We start from the raw sequence: 16533 nt of genomic DNA, 5'->3' as shown, positions 1-16533 counted from the left end.
TAAGATATCAAAGATCTCGCCTTTGCAGAGATAACTTAAAGTTGTTTTGGGCACGTTTTTCCAAAGCAGCCCCGAAACATATGATCCTATCTAATACACCTGCAACCGGTACGCCTTCATCTGTTTGTCTAAGCCTCGAGCATCGCCGCTGATTTTGTCTAACAAAGCCCAAAACTTGGGGCCATGGTTCTTCTCAACTGTATGGGCCAGTTCATGCAGAATCACATAGTCGCAGAGGTGTTCTGGCAGGCGCATGAGGTGTAGGTTTAGGTTGATGTTATTGGTGTAGGAACAGCTGCCCCAACGCGTTTTGGCGTTTTTGATAGTTACCTGCTGGTAAGAGAACCCGAATTGCTGTGCAAAGTAAGCTACGCGTTGCGGTAGGTAGCGTTTCGCCTCTAACCGCAGTGTGTATTCCACTGCGGTTTTGATGTAGTCCTGGATGTCTGGGTGCTCCCATGTGACCTGCTCGGGGTACCACACGTACAGGATGCCATCTTTGATGCGGCTCTTACACTGCGGTAAGGCATGCGGAAGTAGCAGTAGTTGATGGAACCGAGTTTTGAACTCAACATCCGGCGAGAACAGCGTCTTTTTGGTTTGTTCCTGTTGCTGAGAAGAAAGGTGTTTCCTAATCCAGGCGGCCTTCTCCTGAACAAAGGCTTCGGCCTGGGCCAGGGTAGCACGTTTGGGTAACGTCACCCGGACGCCTTTGCCGGGTTTGATGCTGATTCTGACGTATTTGGCCGTAGCGCTGGGCACAAACTGCACGAGGCCTATGGTATCAATCTCCTTCTCCAGAATCCCCTTGGTAAGGGCGGGGGTACTTTTCTTTCGCTCCATATCTAAAACAAAGATACAGCCAGCCAAGCGATTTTTCCTTATTCTAGCATAGTGACTTCTCCACTGAAAGAAACAAAAAAGACGTCCCTAAGGAGACGTCTTTTTGATGGTAAGATGAAATGGTGATTAATGGAGGGTAAGGGTTCTACATCCATTCCATCAATCACTCAACCGCTCATTCACGCACTCAAACCTAGCGCACATTGCCACCGTGGTCCGTGTCATAGCTGTTACTGCTGGGAACACGGGTGCTGTCAGTAGTGGAGGCCCTTACGTTGGGTTCACCGTAGCCGGAAGGTACGCCGTGCTCAGTAGGGGCCGCGTCATGAGTAGCCGTTGGGTCTATTTCCTGGATGGGGGTGCCTTCTACAGTGTGTAAACTGGTCACCGGAATATCGTTCTGGTCAGAAATGATGCCGCCAGTAGAACCTTGAGCACCCGAAGATTCATTGCCCATCTGCATATTGCCTTCTCCGTAGGTTGGGTTTTGCTGCTGAGCAGAAGAACCTATGCCGCTGTTAGAAGGAGCCGTTACACGGCTAGAGCCATACTGGCCAGCGGTTTCGTTTTCGTATTTGGGAGTGTGGGCAGAGGTGTCAACACTCAAGGCAGTGGCTACCTCAGTACCTGGGTCATTGGAAGTGTTTCTAGCAGGTTGGGTTGCTTCCCAGGCGTGGAACTTGTCCATCTCGGTTTTGATGCTGGTCATAAACCAGGCTAGCAGCGTGGCATCATCTAAAAGACCAATCACCGGAATCCAGTCGGGTACCATGTCAATAGGCGACAGGAAGTAGATGAGCACCGCTACGGCCATTACCACGGTGTTTTTAGGAATACCGTGGTACTCCCCGGAAACAGAGGCTTTGATCAGGCGTGTCAGAGTGCCCAAGCTTTCCATCACCTCAGCGGCAATGGTCCCGAAGTCTTTTCTCTCGCTCGCCTTTTTGTAAGCATCATTCAGCAGGGTCTTGATGCGCAAGGGCTGCTTCAGGTAGTCTTCGGCTTTCTGCGTGAACCGCTTGAAGAACGAAGATTCATGTATGTTCTTAGTATTGCCTGTTTGGTTTTCCATATAAAACTGAAGTTAAAATTGAGCAGAAGATGAGGGCCTGAGCACTGCTACCCCAAAGGCGAAGTAACAAAAAAATAACTGAGGAACAGGTGGATTTCCCCACCATAGACTCAGCTTCCACAGCTCTGGCTGGTAACATCTTTTATACTTGATTTACATGAAATAGTTAGAGCCTCTAGTCTGAATTTATTTTGTTTCTGATGGCTTTTCTGAAAAATGGCGGTTAAACAGAACGCATAAAAAAAATCGCCTGCCCCGGTTAACAGGGCAGGCGATTTTTTTATGTAAGAGGCAGCAAAGGTTAATTGACTCTACCTGCTGCGTAAAAGTTTTTCTTGTAGTAAGGCGACATAAGGGAGTTGATCATTACCCCACCGTTAGAAGCCGCATGAATGAATTTACCGTCTTCAAGGTAAATGCCAACGTGGTAGATAGGTTTGCCTGGACCGCGGCGGAAGAAAACCAGATCGCCGGTTTCCATGGCGTTTTTAGAAACTCTGTCCACTTCATGGAACATGGAGCGGGAACTGTGGGTAAGCTTGATGCCGTACACTTGCTTGTAAACCCGGCTTACAAACCCAGAGCAGTCGGTGCCGCGTTGTGAGTTTCCGCCTGAGCGGTAGGGAGTGCCAATCCAGTCGGCTACGGTTTCCAGTAATGCTTTGTCTTCGTCATAATCTAAGCGAAGTCCTAAAGACTGGGAGTAGTAGTTGTAGAAGAGGGAGTCTTTGTAGGTGAGACCTTTCTCCTTGGGAGCCTCTTCAAGAGGTGCAGCAGAACTGAAGTTGTTGTGTTCTAACGCCCATTCCTGGATTTGTTCTGATGGGGTGATGGATACTGAATCTTCAGAGTAAGTAGTGGCTGAAGAAGGCTGTACTTCATAAAAGAAGGACAAAAACGCAGAGCCTAAGGCTAGTGCAGACAGAATGTAACTTTTCATCATCTGTTTTAATGGTGAAACATCGGGTGGTACCGGCTGCAGCAGAGACCACTCGCGGCCCTTCCAACTGTCAGCGTCAAAAGACGCCCAAAAAACAGGAAGAAAGCCCTTTTACTGTGAGTTTGTTGATACCCAACATATTCTCACTGGTTCAAAGGTAAAAATGAAACCTTTTAAAACCAAACACGTAAAAGCGCGGTTTTAGTATTTTGGAAGGAAAAAGAAATTGGAAGAGGGGTGAAAATGTAGCCTGAGAGGCTTGAGTGCCGTATAAAAAGGCAAAATAAAACAGATGCAATCGCTGGAAAAAAATCTCGAAATAATTGAGAATTCACCCTTTGCCCGTATCGCCCGCTGGAAACTGAAGAGCTCTAACGTGGCAATGGTGCTGGGCAAAACTATACACTTAAGCGGAGTTTCCAAAGAAAATTTTCTGCAGGATAGCCCCTGGGTAGCGCATGAACTATGCCATGTGCGTCAGTTCCAGGAACATGGCTTTCTCAGATTTTTGTGGCTGTATCTTGTAGAGTCTTTGCGGGTGGGGTATTACAACAACAAGTATGAGGTAGAAGCCCGTATGGCTGGTGTGAAAGAGACCCATTTGGTGCGAAACAAACCTACTCCTCCGCCTTCTTCCATGACCTAGCTTACAGGTGCTTGGCCAAAACAGAGCCGCCGCTTTCTGCCCGTTTTCTTTAAAACGGGCAGAAAGCGGCGGCTCTACTATATAGGATTTTTCTATACTTAGCTGTTATTGCGCCACTTGATGGTGCAGCCAATGGCTTTGGTGCTGGTCTGCGGCACCGGTTTACCGGAAATCAGGTGGTCCAAGGCCGTTTCCAAATAACGTTTCTGTACCTTCTCCGGGTCACCAGAATTGTCATCAATGGCGCCAATGTAAGACACCTGTAACTCCTGCCCGGCGCGGGTAAGCAAGTAAACGTGTGGGGTGCGGGTGGCGCCGTAGCGTTTTGCCACTTCTTGGGTCTCATCCTGCAGGTACACAAACGGGAATTTCTTGTCTTTGGCCCGCTTCTGCATGTGCGCGAAAGAGTCTTCCGGAGAAACGGTCACATCATTCGGGTTGATGGCAATCACCGGGTATCCCTTTGCGGCATATTTCTGGTGCAGCTGAACCAGCCGGTCTTCGTACAGTTTAGAGTAGGGGCAGGTATTGCAGGTGAAGGTGACAATGAATCCTTTGGCGTCTTTTTGGTCGCGTAAGCTCACCATCTGGCCATTCACGTTTTTCAGCTTAAAGTCAGAAGCGGTGTCACCCACCTGGTAGCCGCCCTCCGCCATTTTGTATGCCGAAGTAGCCATAAGCGAGAACACGCTTAAGATGATCAGGAAATAGTAGGGTTTTCTCATAGGGTTAGGGGTTTTTAGAAAATTTAGAAGTAAGGTGTTCCTGTAGTTGGGCAAGGGTTAATGGCTTTTCAAGGAAAAGCCGCTGCTTACGGGCATTGTTCACAAATAGAGTGGCCGGGATAGCTCCGCTCCACGAAGGGTCAATCAAGTCAATCCAGGCGTTCTGGTCTGGTTCATCCAATAGAAAGACGGTGCTCTGTAACTTGTTACGGGTCACAAACGGCACCACTTTCTTTTCCAGGTCTTTCGCGAAGTCCATGCTCACCAGCACCACCTGCACCGGCTGGCCGGCGTATTGTTTTTGCACGGCTTCAAAACTGGGGAGCTCCTCTATGCAAGGTTTGCACCACGTAGCCCAGAAGTTGATGATGTAAGTAGTGTCTGACGTTGAGTTAAGGTATTTCTGCAGGTGCGGAAGCTTCACCTTAGCCACCTTTTGCGTCTGTGCAGTTGCAGCAGAGGGCAGCAGGTACGTGAATAGCATTAAGCAAAGGCCAAGGGTGCATCTAAAAAACATAGTGTTACGGTATTTCATATCAATGTAACGAATCTTTCTGTACCAATGTACAATCATATACGATTTTAACATATAGATAATTTAAAGATTATGTCACAAAAACTTTCCGGTAAGAAAATTGCCATATTAGTAGAAAAAGGATTTGAGCAAGTAGAGCTGGAGAAACCAAAGGCCGCTCTGGAGGAAGCCGGCGCCGAAACCCATATCATCTCCCCACAGTCAGGCAAAGTCAAAGCCTGGGCCATGACCGATTGGGGAAAAGAATTTGAGGTAGACAGAGAATTGAAAAGTGGCGTGGCCTCAAATTATGATGCCCTGTTGCTGCCGGGTGGGGTCATGAACCCAGACTACTTACGTGCTAATGAGCAAGCTGTAGCGTTTGTGCGGTCTTTTCATGAAGCTGGCAAGCCCATTGCCGCTATTTGCCACGGGCCCTGGACGCTCATTGAGGCCGGAGCCGTGCAAGGAAGAAAAATGACCAGTTGGCCTTCGCTGAAAACGGACCTTACCAACGCCGGTGCCACTTGGGTAGACGAGGAAGTAGTCACCGATCAAGGCTTGGTTACCAGCCGTAAACCAGATGACATTCCTGCCTTCAACAAGAAAATGATAGAGGAGTTTGCCGAGGGGAAACACGACAGAAGTTAATCTCTTGCCTACAGAAGTTAATCTCTTGCCTTTAGATAGAAAAGGAAAGCCGGTGGTACTGACATCGGCTTTCCTTTTAAAGGCTTATTTTAGAAAAAAGCTTATAAACAGAAAAACAGGAAAGGGTGCCTCTTACTAGAAGCACCCTTTCCTGTTAAACTTATATAGAATTAACGCTATTAAAACCCTACGCCTATATAGACCTGAAAGTTTCCGGCTTTGATGTCATTCAATGCTTGGTTAGTGCTGGTCGCGTCAAATTTACCCAGGTCTGCAAAGCTGCGGTAGTAACGTCCGCCTAGTCTGAAGATGAAAAGTTTGGCTTCAATTCCGGCAGCGGCACCGTAGTCAAAGGTGTTCAGGCCTTGTTTGTCAATTTCTTTGTCATCTTCCTTCGCCGTTAACATGATACCCACTTGAGGCCCTGCGTGAACGCTGATGGTTTCAGTAAGCGTCACCACCCCCAGCACTGGCACGTCAATGTAGTCGAACCGACGGTCAGAGTCATCTGCATTTACTTCACGTCGGGTGTAAAGGGCCTCTGGCTGAATGGAAAAGTTAGGGCCTAAGCTAAACTGGGAGTAAAAACCAGCATGCCAGTTGGTAGAAGATCTCAGGTTGTCCAGCATGTCACGGCCATCGCCCTGAAGGGAACTGAAGAGCACGCCTCCTTTTATCCCGAACCCACTGTTGGTGCGCTCGCCACCGCCAGAAGTTTCATTATGGTTGATAATGCCTCTGTTCAGCACGCGTTCCTGCGCCTGGGCAACTTCAAAGAGAAAAGCACATATAAAGAGTAAACACAATTTTTTCATAGTTGGTAGTACATTTGGATTGGGTAAAGCAAAACCCTTTTCTAGAATTTGGGTTGTTCCCCTTATACTGTCTCCTGCCTATAATGTTGCAAAAGGGAATTTGCAGGGCTTACACAGCCCCACCTAGGGTGCAGGAGCGCAAGAATGGAAATAATCCTATACAGATTGCAGCTACCGTTATGCTTAAAATAGCCTGGTCTCCAGAGTACGCCCATCCTCTCCCCGAAAATCATCGGTTCCCGATGCTCAAATACGAACTCCTGCCCGAGCAGCTTTTATATGAAGGCACCGTCACTCAGGAGAACTTCTTTCAACCGTCTCCTTTGTCTGAGGAACAGATTGTGCGGGTGCATGCGCCCGAGTACTGGCGCCGGTTGCGAGGACTGGAGTTAACCCCCTCAGAGATCAGAAAAACAGGTTTTCCGTTGTCACAAGAGTTAGTAGACCGGGAAATCATGATCATGGGCGGAACTGTTGAATGCGCAGCTTATGCATTAGAGTTTGGCGTGGCCATGAACATTGCCGGGGGTACCCACCACGCCTTCACAGACCGGGGCGAAGGTTTCTGCCTGCTCAATGACAATGCCTTAGCCGCCCAATACCTGCTTGACCAAGGCAAAGCGCAGAAAATACTCATTATAGATTTAGACGTGCACCAGGGTAATGGCACCGCCGAAATTTTTGCAGATGAGCCACGGGTGTTCACCTTCAGCATGCACGGTGGCAACAACTACCCTCTGCACAAAGAGAAATCTGATCTAGACGTACCCTTGCCCGATGGCATAGGTGACGCAGCCTATCTGCAACTTCTGCAAGACCACCTGCCTACTCTCATGAATAGCGTGAAGCCAGATTTCGTTTTTTTCCAGAGCGGGGTAGACGTACTATCATCAGACAAGTTAGGAAAACTGGCTCTTACCCATGCTGGTTGCAAGGAGCGTGACCGTATGGTGCTGGAGCTGTGTTACAAAAACAATGTGCCCCTGGTGGCCAGCATGGGCGGCGGATACTCCACGAGAATTGCAGATATTGTAGAGGCCCATGCCAATACCTTCCGGTTAGCCCAACAGATCTTCTTCTAAGATATTGGACGTTAGATACTAGATGTTAGACGTTTGCTCTTCCGTAATCCAACATCTAGTATCTAACGTCTACCATCTAATTACGGGATTTGAGTTTTGTGTCAGAGCCCCGGAACTGGGGGAGGGAGTTTTTTAAAGTCAGGTAAATCATGGGCGCCAGAAGGAGCACAAGCAAGAGATAGATCATCACCTTCATGACGTGCAGAAACAGGCTGATGACCATGGCTGATAAAAGGATAGATGCTACTAAAAGTAGCCAGAACTGAACTGTTTGTTTGGAGGAACTTCGGCCCATGGGGAAAGATTTGGTGAAACAATAAGCGAAGGCGCCACCACAAGCCTGGCTCTTCGCTTTCAAAAGAGTACCTGTCTAGGTATTTACCGTTGCTTTTATTGGCGGTAAGTACGTTGTATGATACTCTGTAATAGTAAGTTGCAAATTATTTTTCTTTTTGGTGCTATTTTTCTGAAACGGGGCCAAAAACCAATTGCCACCGGAACGCCCATTTCCAACGCATTTGATACGCTTTTATGTTAGCCATTCTTAAAATTCGTTTCCAATCAGTTCGTGAAAAAGCGCGCAGCACAGAAAGTGGGGCATCATTTTTCACTAAATACGAGCGGGAGAAAAGTTGGGTAAGGGTCTTGATGGAATAAAACGCCAGTGGGTGCCGGTGCAGATCATTGATGAGCACAGCTACCCGAACCTGTTTCTTTAATTGAGCCAGCAAAGAAGCCAGCGGCTGATCTGAGAAGTGGTGCAGGAAAAGGCTGCAGATGACAATATCGAATTGTTGCTGGGCAAACTCCGGGGAAAAAACATCGGCTTGCCGGTAGGTGATTTCCGGGTACTCCTGGCTCAGGGCGGCGCTGTAGTCTAGCATAAAGGCATTGGCATCTATGCCCACCAATTCTACCGGTTGGTTCCGCTTGCGGGCCCAGCGGGCAACCATGCGCAAAGTGTCGCCGCCACCGCTGCCCAAGTCCGCTATTTTAAGCTTCTTTTCTTTAAAAGGCCCAGAAAGCGGGTGGTTGATGATGTAATTAAGGCCGTTGCGCACCACGTCATGCCCGCCCAGCCACACATTGATGAATTCCAGTTCCTGCAGGTTCCGGCGCAGGTCATCACTCGCGAGCGTGAGGTCATCCATCAACTCAAGCTGGGTAGACCGCTCTTTAAACATAGTGCACGGAAAGCAGCATAGATTCTAAGGTGAGCCCAGGGCCAAAGGCAAAGCTCAGGATAGGAGCCTCGTGGCGGTCGGGTTGTAATTCCTGCCAAAGCGCCTGCAAAACAAACAGCACGGTAGCAGAGGACATGTTGCCAAACTGCCGAAGCACCTGGTAGGCGTGCCGGTTGTCTTTGGCCGTGAGACCCAAAGCCTGCTCAATTACTTCCAATATCTTTCGCCCGCCCGGGTGAATGGCAAAGAATTCTACTTCTTCCAGTTTCAGGTTCAACTTCTTCAGCAAAGACTGCGTCAACTGGCCAATGCCCTGTTTGATCAAGGCTGGCACATAGGAGGAAAGCGTCATCTCAAACCCAAAATCATGGATGTGCCACGCCATTTCTTTCTGACCGGAAGGGGCCAAATCGCAATGAAAAGCATCTACGCGCAATGACAAAGATGATAGTGGTTGCGGACTTACCACTACCGCGGCAGCCCCATCAGCAAAGAGGGCGTTTGACACCAGATGATCGCTTTCGGCCTGTTTTTGAAAATGCAGGGTACAAAGCTCGGTGCAGACAATCAACACCCGTGCATTCGCGTGGGCGCGGCAAATAGTGTCGGCCACTTTTAGGGCATTGAAGGCTGCATAGCAGCCCATGAAGTTGATGCAGGTGCGTTCTACATGGGTGGGTAAACCTAAGGCTTCCACCAATTCAATGTCTAGCCCGGGGGCGTACATGCCCGTGCAACTAACAGTTATCAAATGAGTGATCTGGTTTACGGCCAGGTTAGGGAGTTGCGCCAAACATTCTTGCGCCGCTTCCACAGAAAGCGGCAAAGCCGATTTTCGGTATTCCCGCATGCGGTCGCCCACAGATGGAAATGGCTCCAAACCGGGGGTATTGGGGTAGAACTCAAATTCGCCGTTCTGGCGGCCATAGTCGGGTAAGGTCGTGTGCCGTTGGTCAATGCCCGACACCCGGTACAGGGCTTTAAGTTTTCGGGTGTTCTGTTCGTCTAGCTGAAGGGCCTCGGCCATAAAGTCAGCAATTTGCTGCTGAGGGAAAGCATGCGGTGGATTAGCCGTGCCGATGGCGCAGAGGTAACTCTTCATATATTAAGTATAAGAAAAAAAGCAGCAAGATGTTTACAAAGCCCGTGCAGATTTGCCAGCACACTTGGGAGAAAAGGAATGCCCGCCTGCTGTTTTTCTCATACTGCTTCCCGCTGGTTCAGGTTTTAATACGTAGGCAGGCACCCGCAACCTTCTTGTCCTTTTGACCTACGCGTTTTAAGCAGATTGAGATTGTTGATTAAGAGGCATTTTGGGGGAATGATACAAAAACTGGAAAGTGCAAAGATCACCTAAAGGCCTATTCCTTATTTTTAGAAAGGCTTGCCATGCGTACGACGCATAATTGCTTTTACTGCTCCCGGAAGGTACTTCAGGCCGGTTACTGTTATCTCAGACAGCACTGGGTGCCCAAACAGGCGCTGAACCAATCGTCCGGTTTGTAGCCTCGCGCCAAATTGCTTTTGCCACTGAGTGATGTAGTTGGCTTCCATTTGCGTCCTTGTTTGTTGGCCATTCAGGAAAAGCAGCACCTGTTCAGATAAAATTTTCGCCGAGTGAATAGCCATGGCCATGCCGTTGCCGCAAAGTGGGGTGATCAACCCAGCAGCATCGCCGCTCATGAGCACGTGATCTTCCAGGCAGGCTTTGGGTGCGAATGAGATTTCGTTGATGACTTCAGGTTGATTATAAAGAAATTCACTGTTTTGCAATAGGTCCCGAAGCCAGGGGTTTTTACTGAGTTCCTTTGCCTCCATCTGCGCAATGGTGCCGTGGCGTTTCAAATTCTGCCGGGTGGTGAGATAGCAAAAGCAGTAGCGGTCTTCTTCAATGGCCGAAACCCCCGCGTAGCCATCAGCAAAGTTGTGCAGAGAGATGACATGCTTGGGCAGTTGCGTTTTGAGATGGTATTTCACAGCCAGGTACGGTGACCGTTCCTCAAAAAAACTTCGGTTGAACCGCCGGTCCAGGGCACTGCGCTTGCCATACGCCCCAATAACTACCGAAGCCTGCAGTTGCTCCCCAGTAGAAAGGGTAACAGTGAAGGCTTCTTCTTTAAAGAGAACGTCGGTGGCGCTTACCTGCTGCCGAAACGTCACCCCTTGCTTTTGGGCTAACTGGAATAAATAATGGTCCAAAGTATATCGGCTTACGCCGAAGCCTCCTAAGTCCAGTGGGGTCTGTAAAGTGCGGCCTTTGGGCGAGGAAAGCACGAAATGGGTTAAGTGCGCAGGTCTTAAGTCTTCTATCTCTACCCCAAGGGTTTTCAGAAAGGGAAGCACCTCATTGGACACGTATTCGCCACAGACTTTGTGAAAAGGAAACCTTTTTTTCTCAACCAGTGTCACTTCTACGCCTTGGCTTGATAGTTGCAAAGCATTCACCAGACCGGCTAATCCTCCTCCAATGATAATGGCTTTGCGGTTGCTCATATGGTTTATACGGGAATGTTGAATATGTTCAATTGCTGTTCTCTGAAACCGTATTTTTGGTTAGTTGTTTAGTGTAAAATCCAAAACCAAGGCCCTGTATTGCTCGTTATGAAAATGTGCAGACGGTTCTAAAGGTTTAGTACTCAAGATTAAAGAAAACTCATGAAACACCTTATACTCTTATTGATTATTTGTCTCACCTTCTTTAAGGTACCCGCGCAGGTAAGAACCCGGGCACTACCCACAGAGCAGAAGAATGAGGCAAAAGTAGATGTAGAAGACCAGTCTATGTCTGTGTATCCTAACCCTTCTAACGGGCAAATTACCATTTCTCTGGAAGGTTTTGAAGGTAAAAAAACTGATCTACGCATCATGAATGTGATAGGAAATGTGGTGTACCGCGAGGTGATTCAAGATCCAAATACCCATTACTTAAGAACCCTGGATTTAAACAAACTTGCCAAAGGCTTGTACTACGTTAAATTGGAAACCTCCTCTTACAGTGAAGTCAGAAAAGTGATTCTGAAGTAGTTTTAAGAAATCCAACAAAAAGGCCAAGCTCTCCTGAGGGCTTGGCCTTTTTGTTGGGTTTCTCAATACGTCAGTTGGGTTTCTCAATACGCCAGCTTTCCTCAGCCAATTAGTTGTGTCCCATCAATACTAGGCTAATCTCAGGAAAAGACGCTTTGCTAACAAAGTAGCTGAGGGCCCCATTTTTGCACTCCTTGACTAATCGGCAGTAGGAAGTTTAAGAATATCCTAGACCAATGAAAGAGAGATCTAGTTGTAATCAGAGGAAATGTTCAGGGTGCACCTTTCTCCATAGAGCAGATAGAAATTGAAAAAGGGCTAGTTTATTCTTTAGGTTTTTCAAGATTAGGGCTCATTGTATGAGGGGAGTTTGAATTGATTTTAGTTTATGTATTCTCTCTTTGAATGTAAGTAGAACTTTCGCTTTGAATAGCTTTATCGCTAAAAGCTGCCTTGGTGCACTTCTAAAATTCTTTGGCAAATGGAGTAAAAAGAATAGGATATCTGCTGCTTTAAAATTATCAGTAAGAAGTAACCAGAGTATGTAAAAAGTCCAACCAATATAGGGGGTAACATGCCCTAAAATAGTTTCTCACTTCATCTGTCTTATTTTCTTTGGAGTCAGAAAAGGTGTAATAATCGAAATTAAGAAAAGCTATCAGGGAAAGTGCGTTAGTAAAGCTTAATGATGTGCGGGTTCTATTTTCTTGAATGGAGAAGATGTTATAAATCAAGCTGTTTGGATAGTTTTACTTAAATAGCTTCAGGACAATGGAACCTTGTGGTTATCCGGTTATACTATTGAGCAAAGAAAATATAAATTTCATTTTCTTAGCTCTTTCAGGAATTACGAAAGAAAATGGAACCACCCGCAGAAAATTAAATATTCTATGCAAGTGCAATTCTGGTAAAGAGATTTACTCTGTACAAAATAGGAGGGTAATGGGTGAAAGTTTATAAGCTTTTAGGCAAAGCACGGCAGGATATTACAAAGAGCTAGGAAAAGTGCGTTATAAAGAGGAAAGATAGGCTTGAAAAGGTTTTAAGGCGTACTCCAAAGGAAATGTGGATTTCTGCAGGGAAGAGATAAGTAAAAGGCAATTAAAAACCCTTTGGTAGCACACCAAAGGGTTTAGTAGTGGCCTCGACGGGAATCGAACCCATATCTAACGTTTAGGAAACGTCTATTCTATCCGTTGAACTACGAAGCCCGCAACAAAAGATTTTTCACTGCTTTGCAAAAGTAAAGTAAAATTAGTTTCCAGAAAACAAATAGCCCTGCAATTAAAGATTCATTCTTGGGTTTATGCCTAGAGTATGCAAAATTCCCGCTTTTTTTAAACAGGAATACCAATTGCGTCTTTCTGAAGATTAAAATGAGTTAGCACTTAATTTTGATCCTTAAGAATATCAATCTCTAATTAGGTTGGTTAATTAGAAGGTTAATTTTAGAAAAAAAGCAACAAATTAATTGCTATACTGTAAGTATAAATTAATCGGAACGATTGTGCGCTGATTGTTGAACATTCAGCGTAATTTATATCTTTGCACCGACTTAATTATACTACAACTTAAAAATTATGAGAGAACAACTTAAAAGTAAGCTTGATAAAATGCAGATGGAGGTAATCCGTGACTGCCAAAATGTGGAAGATGTTCAATTGATGCTGGGCATTTTCAGCCAAATGAACGAAGCACTAAATCAAATTCCAGATTCTTTGAATAAGCCTAAAGGCGCAAAAAGAGGCCGTAAGCCAAAGAACTCAGAAGCTAATTCCTAAGAAGAACTTAGGCTTCATGTAGAGGAGTGAAAGGAGCCATTCATCTGGCCCTTTACTCCTTTTTTTATGCCTTTCTTTCTGCCATTGAGCAGGGTATTTGTACTTATTGGTAAAAGGGCAGAGGTGTTTCTCCATCATTAAAAGCCCTCCCTTTGATAGATTCTTGCCTAAATTCCTGAATTGCTTTATTTGTTCTGATTAATTGGCAGAACTTTTGATCAAGTGTGTGGCAGGTCCGTACACCTATTTTTGTCTGTTTTTAGGGCTGATGTCTTTATTAATAGAACAGGTGGAAAGCAGGACGTTAAAATTTTAGAAACAAGTTCCTATCAAAGGCAAAGGAATACCCTTGAATCACGTATATGTGGCGTTGGTAGGTAATCCAACAAGGATGACATTAGTTGAATGCTTCAACTGAAAGACTTCTGACTTAGTTTGTATTCCATGGAGTCAACAGTAACCAATATTTCTATAGCAACTCATGAGGCGGATGACTCACAGCCAGCGCTGTTGTTTATTCCGGATATAAGTGGCTTTACCCGTTTCATGCATGAAAATGGGGTGCAGTACAGCCGTAACCTTATTGCAGACCTGCTGGAAATCATCATTGAAGCCAACATCCTGAACATGGAAGTGTGCGAAATTCAGGGTGACGCTATCCTTTTCTATAAATTGGGAGAGGCGCCAGCCATTGAGCAGTTGGTAGGCCAGTGCAAACAGATTTTCCTGGATTTTCAGAATTACCTGCGTATTATGGAGGGCGATGAAATTATGGCAGGCCCCAAACTCTCAGATAACAAGCTCACGCTTAAGATTGTGGTGCATTACGGGCGCATTAGCGTGACCCAAATAAGAGACCATACCAAACTCATGGGTACTGACGTGATTTTGGCCCACCGTCTGTTGAAGAACAGCATAGAAGGCTCAGAATACGTGCTCCTAACAGAAGGCTATCTGAACACCCAGAAGCCCGAAGTGGTGAAGCAGAGCTTTGAATGGTCTCAGCTGAAAGACGGCATGAACAACTATGAGCACGTAGGAGACATCCGTTATAAGTATGCCTTTCTTACGCCCCTGCGCCTTTTGGTAACTGACCCTGAAACAGAGCATACGCTCAAGCAGTACCCAAACACTTTCTCATTGAAGGATCAGATAAAAGCCCCGGTAGATCTGGTGTTGCGCGTGATTCAGAATTACCGGCTTAAGCCCAAATGGATGCACCGTGTAAAAAGGGCCCAGTTTGATACCAGGAAAGTGAACCGTATTGGCACCAACTACATCTGTGAAATGGAGAAAGGTGGTTCCATAGAAATGCAAACCCTGCAAAGCCGTGAAGCCGGAGGCCGGATGGAAGTCATTGAGAAGATGGCTAATTTCAAGATGTTTCCTAACTCACTGGTTTTTTACTTTCTGCACGAAGAAGATGGTTGTACAAACCTTACCCTGGAGTTTCATTACAGCAGAGTCTCTGTAGGGGATTACTTCTATGATCACTTTGGCCGGAAACAAATCAAAGGCTTTATGAAAGCATCTTTTGTGCAACTAAAAGCTTTGTGTGAGCAACTGCACCAAAACAGGCAGAAATAAACATCACATTACCCTTAAAACCAGAAGAGGCGGCTGTTATGAAACAGCCGCCTCTTCTGGTTTTATAGATCCAATTAAGTTACCTAGCAATGGCAATCACAAAGGAAACCACGGTCAAAATGATGCCTATCATGAAGATGGTATAAGAAATGCGCAGCAAGCGGTACTTGTTCTTCAATACATCTCCTAAGTAATAAATATCAGTGATCATGTTATTGTAAAGGGCATTCTTGTCCTTCATGATATCATGCATCCCGTTCTGGAAGTCTTCTAAGGGTATTTTGGTGAAATTACCGAAAAACAACAGGTTAATGCGCCGGCTAGTTAATTTGTCTGGACGTAACCGGAAACTAGTCACCTCTGGTTGTGCCGAGATGATTGCCGAAATCACTGAGGCCAGTGTAGTCGCCAACAGAATGCCCACCGGAATCATCAGCACCGGGTTCCGGGTGAACTCAGCTCCAATGATGGAAGACTTGGTACCCAGATAGGTAATAATGATGGACATGATAATGGCATTCAAGCTGATCATCATGTTAGCTTTATTGTCAGCAATGGCACTTAGACTGATGTGGTTATCATAGGTGCTTTTGAACATGGTCTCAATACCCCGCTTAGGCTGGGCCAGGTTCTCACGGTTCTTCTTCTCTTTCTTCTTTTTCTTTTTAGATAACTCCTGCTGATGGGTGCGCTGCGTCTGGATGTTTTTGCTTAACTGCTTGGAGAATTTGGCCTGTGCCGGTTGAGTCCGGAAGGAAACCGAAAGCAGAAAGTCTAATTGGTATTGGGCCCACTCTAAATCAGAGAAGGTGCGGCCCAGGTAGATTTCCCACTCTACGCGCAGCAGCTCCGCGGTGGCAAAGAAGGTTTCTTTTCCAATATTGGCTATGTCAGCATCTACCAGAATGTCTTCCAACAGGTGATGCGTGACAGAGCCGTGTTTGGTGGCCATGATGCAGTTGTTGATCTGCTCAATTTTCTCAGGAGGGTACTTTTCTTCAGTCAGAAAAGCGGTGGCAATGTCCACGCTCTCCTCTTCATGGTTTTCATAGGTAGAAATGTATCCGGTGTCATGAAACCAGGCCGCCAGCACCAGTATTTCTAGATCTTCAGGAGGTAATGAATACCCCTCGGCCAATTGTCTGGCCTCTTTTACCACCTCAAACGTGTGTTTGTAGTTGTGGTAAACTAGTTTCTTAGATAATTTCTCTTTAAAAAGCGTGAATACATAGTTTCCAGCTTTCCTGATGAGATCTTCGTTTTCCATAAAGTAGGTGAGAGCGATATTGCCCGTAGCACTTGTCATGAAGCCACAAATTTGCGGCTTCCGCAATAGTTAAATCCAAAGGTGTACAACGCGAAATTAGGGCGTAAGGTTAGCAGAATTCATGTACCTGCTGCCAAACGGCTAACCTTCATAGGTGTTTATTCCAGTTTTACTCCGTTCTTGGTAAAATACGCAAAAACCACAAGCGGGTATAAAGACAACAGAGCAGGAGATTCAACGGCCTGCAGCTTCACCTGTAAACCAGATAAGTCATGATAAGTTTTTTGAACGGTGCTGCTCTGCGCTGAACAGGCACTATTTTAGGCTTCTTTTCTGAAAACGGGCGTTGAAACGCTAATACAAGGAATCCTGCTCACCAACGTTTGTAAAGATAGCGGGAAA

The 16533-nt window shown here is 46.2% G+C and carries 16 protein-coding genes, 1 tRNA gene and 1 pseudogene; 6 read left to right on the top strand and 12 right to left on the bottom strand.

Translation table 11 applies throughout. The annotated features are described in order from the left end of the window. Positions 1–90: 90 nt before the first annotated feature. The 3 genes and pseudogenes from DC20_RS05675 to DC20_RS05665 form a co-directional block, all read right to left on the bottom strand. Positions 91–843, bottom strand: coding sequence for a M48 family metallopeptidase (locus DC20_RS05675; RefSeq protein ID WP_071885385.1), 753 nt, complete (start codon positions 841–843; stop codon positions 91–93). 718 nt (positions 844–1561) lie between these two features. Then, a pseudogene (locus DC20_RS23675) lies at positions 1562–1660 on the bottom strand (YkvA family protein); the annotation flags it as partial. 556 nt (positions 1661–2216) lie between these two features. Then, positions 2217–2858: a C40 family peptidase gene (locus tag DC20_RS05665; RefSeq protein WP_062542938.1), complete on the bottom strand. Its 642-nt coding sequence runs from the start codon at positions 2856–2858 to the stop codon at positions 2217–2219. A gap of 289 nt (positions 2859–3147) precedes the next feature. On the opposite strand from DC20_RS05665, the gene DC20_RS05660 reads away from it, so the two are divergent. Further along, positions 3148–3501, top strand: coding sequence for a hypothetical protein (locus DC20_RS05660; RefSeq protein ID WP_062542937.1), 354 nt, complete (start codon positions 3148–3150; stop codon positions 3499–3501). A gap of 98 nt (positions 3502–3599) precedes the next feature. Here the strand turns inward: DC20_RS05660 and DC20_RS05655 are convergent, their stop codons facing one another. Both DC20_RS05655 and DC20_RS05650 read right to left on the bottom strand, forming a co-directional pair. Continuing rightward, positions 3600–4226, bottom strand: a complete 627-nt coding sequence (locus DC20_RS05655) for a thioredoxin family protein (RefSeq protein WP_062542936.1) — start codon at positions 4224–4226, stop codon at positions 3600–3602. Positions 4227–4230: 4 nt separating this feature from the next. After that, complete coding sequence (locus tag DC20_RS05650) at positions 4231–4710, bottom strand: TlpA family protein disulfide reductase (protein ID WP_062545823.1); 480 nt, start codon at positions 4708–4710, stop codon at positions 4231–4233. Positions 4711–4833: 123 nt separating this feature from the next. Between DC20_RS05650 and DC20_RS05645 the strand changes: the two genes are divergently transcribed. Further along, a complete protein-coding gene (locus DC20_RS05645; RefSeq protein WP_062542935.1) occupies positions 4834–5391 on the top strand; it encodes a type 1 glutamine amidotransferase domain-containing protein in 558 nt (185 codons plus the stop codon). A 179-nt stretch (positions 5392–5570) separates the two neighbouring features. On the opposite strand, the gene DC20_RS05640 is transcribed toward DC20_RS05645, so the two are convergent. After that, a complete protein-coding gene (locus tag DC20_RS05640) occupies positions 5571–6206 on the bottom strand; it encodes a porin family protein (protein ID WP_062542934.1) in 636 nt (211 codons plus the stop codon). A gap of 179 nt (positions 6207–6385) precedes the next feature. Between DC20_RS05640 and DC20_RS05635 the strand changes: the two genes are divergently transcribed. Next, positions 6386–7288, top strand: coding sequence for a histone deacetylase family protein (locus DC20_RS05635; RefSeq protein ID WP_062545822.1), 903 nt, complete (start codon positions 6386–6388; stop codon positions 7286–7288). A 76-nt stretch (positions 7289–7364) separates the two neighbouring features. Here DC20_RS05635 and DC20_RS05630 read toward each other — a convergent pair whose 3' ends face one another. The 4 genes from DC20_RS05630 to DC20_RS05615 form a co-directional block, all read right to left on the bottom strand. Further along, entirely contained in the window at positions 7365–7646 is a 282-nt protein-coding gene (locus DC20_RS05630) for a hypothetical protein (protein ID WP_062542933.1), read from the bottom strand. A 100-nt stretch (positions 7647–7746) separates the two neighbouring features. Then, on the bottom strand, positions 7747–8472 hold the full coding sequence (locus DC20_RS05625; protein ID WP_062542932.1) for a methyltransferase domain-containing protein: 726 nt from the start codon (positions 8470–8472) through the stop codon (positions 7747–7749). Continuing rightward, complete coding sequence (locus DC20_RS05620) at positions 8465–9574, bottom strand: type III polyketide synthase (protein ID WP_062542931.1); 1110 nt, start codon at positions 9572–9574, stop codon at positions 8465–8467. The genes DC20_RS05625 and DC20_RS05620 overlap by 8 nt, the downstream gene beginning before the upstream one ends. Positions 9575–9846: 272 nt before the next feature. After that, positions 9847–10965, bottom strand: a complete 1119-nt coding sequence (locus DC20_RS05615; RefSeq protein WP_062542930.1) for an NAD(P)/FAD-dependent oxidoreductase — start codon at positions 10963–10965, stop codon at positions 9847–9849. A gap of 162 nt (positions 10966–11127) precedes the next feature. Between DC20_RS05615 and DC20_RS05610 the strand changes: the two genes are divergently transcribed. Beyond that, on the top strand, positions 11128–11496 hold the full coding sequence (locus tag DC20_RS05610) for a T9SS type A sorting domain-containing protein (RefSeq protein ID WP_062542929.1): 369 nt from the start codon (positions 11128–11130) through the stop codon (positions 11494–11496). A 1139-nt stretch (positions 11497–12635) separates the two neighbouring features. Here DC20_RS05610 and DC20_RS05605 read toward each other — a convergent pair. Then, positions 12636–12707 (bottom strand) — tRNA-Arg (locus DC20_RS05605). A gap of 369 nt (positions 12708–13076) precedes the next feature. On the opposite strand from DC20_RS05605, the gene DC20_RS05600 reads away from it, so the two are divergent. Both DC20_RS05600 and DC20_RS05595 read left to right on the top strand, forming a co-directional pair. Further along, the gene (locus DC20_RS05600) at positions 13077–13277 is read left to right on the top strand and encodes a hypothetical protein (RefSeq protein ID WP_062542928.1); all 201 of its coding nucleotides are present in this window, start codon (positions 13077–13079) and stop codon (positions 13275–13277) included. Between the two features lie 444 nt (positions 13278–13721). Next, entirely contained in the window at positions 13722–14864 is a 1143-nt protein-coding gene (locus DC20_RS05595; protein WP_062542927.1) for a DUF2652 domain-containing protein, read from the top strand. A 79-nt stretch (positions 14865–14943) separates the two neighbouring features. Here the strand turns inward: DC20_RS05595 and DC20_RS05590 are convergent, their stop codons facing one another. Further along, positions 14944–16131, bottom strand: coding sequence for a Pycsar system effector family protein (locus DC20_RS05590; RefSeq protein ID WP_062545821.1), 1188 nt, complete (start codon positions 16129–16131; stop codon positions 14944–14946). Between the last annotated feature and the right edge of the window lie 402 nt (positions 16132–16533).

This window comes from Rufibacter tibetensis (genome assembly GCF_001310085.1).
GTDB classification, from domain to species: domain Bacteria; phylum Bacteroidota; class Bacteroidia; order Cytophagales; family Hymenobacteraceae; genus Nibribacter; species Nibribacter tibetensis.
The sequence above is the reverse complement of the archived record's forward strand: the minus strand, read 5'-3'. Positions and strand labels throughout refer to the sequence as shown.

Bases quoted from the DNA above. Each gene is read 5' to 3' on its own strand.
- DC20_RS05675 (WP_071885385.1), bottom strand. From the start codon at position 843: ATGGAGCGAAAGAAAAGTACCCCCGCCCTTACCAAGGGGATTCTGGAG.
- DC20_RS05665 (WP_062542938.1), bottom strand. From the start codon at position 2,858: ATGATGAAAAGTTACATTCTGTCTGCACTAGCCTTAGGCTCTGCGTTT.
- DC20_RS05660 (WP_062542937.1), top strand. From the start codon at position 3,148: ATGCAATCGCTGGAAAAAAATCTCGAAATAATTGAGAATTCACCCTTT.
- DC20_RS05655 (WP_062542936.1), bottom strand. From the start codon at position 4,226: ATGAGAAAACCCTACTATTTCCTGATCATCTTAAGCGTGTTCTCGCTT.
- DC20_RS05650 (WP_062545823.1), bottom strand. From the start codon at position 4,710: ATGCTATTCACGTACCTGCTGCCCTCTGCTGCAACTGCACAGACGCAA.
- DC20_RS05645 (WP_062542935.1), top strand. From the start codon at position 4,834: ATGTCACAAAAACTTTCCGGTAAGAAAATTGCCATATTAGTAGAAAAA.
- DC20_RS05640 (WP_062542934.1), bottom strand. From the start codon at position 6,206: ATGAAAAAATTGTGTTTACTCTTTATATGTGCTTTTCTCTTTGAAGTT.
- DC20_RS05635 (WP_062545822.1), top strand. From the start codon at position 6,386: ATGCTTAAAATAGCCTGGTCTCCAGAGTACGCCCATCCTCTCCCCGAA.
- DC20_RS05625 (WP_062542932.1), bottom strand. From the start codon at position 8,472: ATGTTTAAAGAGCGGTCTACCCAGCTTGAGTTGATGGATGACCTCACG.
- DC20_RS05620 (WP_062542931.1), bottom strand. From the start codon at position 9,574: ATGAAGAGTTACCTCTGCGCCATCGGCACGGCTAATCCACCGCATGCT.
- DC20_RS05615 (WP_062542930.1), bottom strand. From the start codon at position 10,965: ATGAGCAACCGCAAAGCCATTATCATTGGAGGAGGATTAGCCGGTCTG.
- DC20_RS05610 (WP_062542929.1), top strand. From the start codon at position 11,128: ATGAAACACCTTATACTCTTATTGATTATTTGTCTCACCTTCTTTAAG.
- DC20_RS05600 (WP_062542928.1), top strand. From the start codon at position 13,077: ATGAGAGAACAACTTAAAAGTAAGCTTGATAAAATGCAGATGGAGGTA.
- DC20_RS05595 (WP_062542927.1), top strand. From the start codon at position 13,722: ATGGAGTCAACAGTAACCAATATTTCTATAGCAACTCATGAGGCGGAT.
- DC20_RS05590 (WP_062545821.1), bottom strand. From the start codon at position 16,131: ATGGAAAACGAAGATCTCATCAGGAAAGCTGGAAACTATGTATTCACG.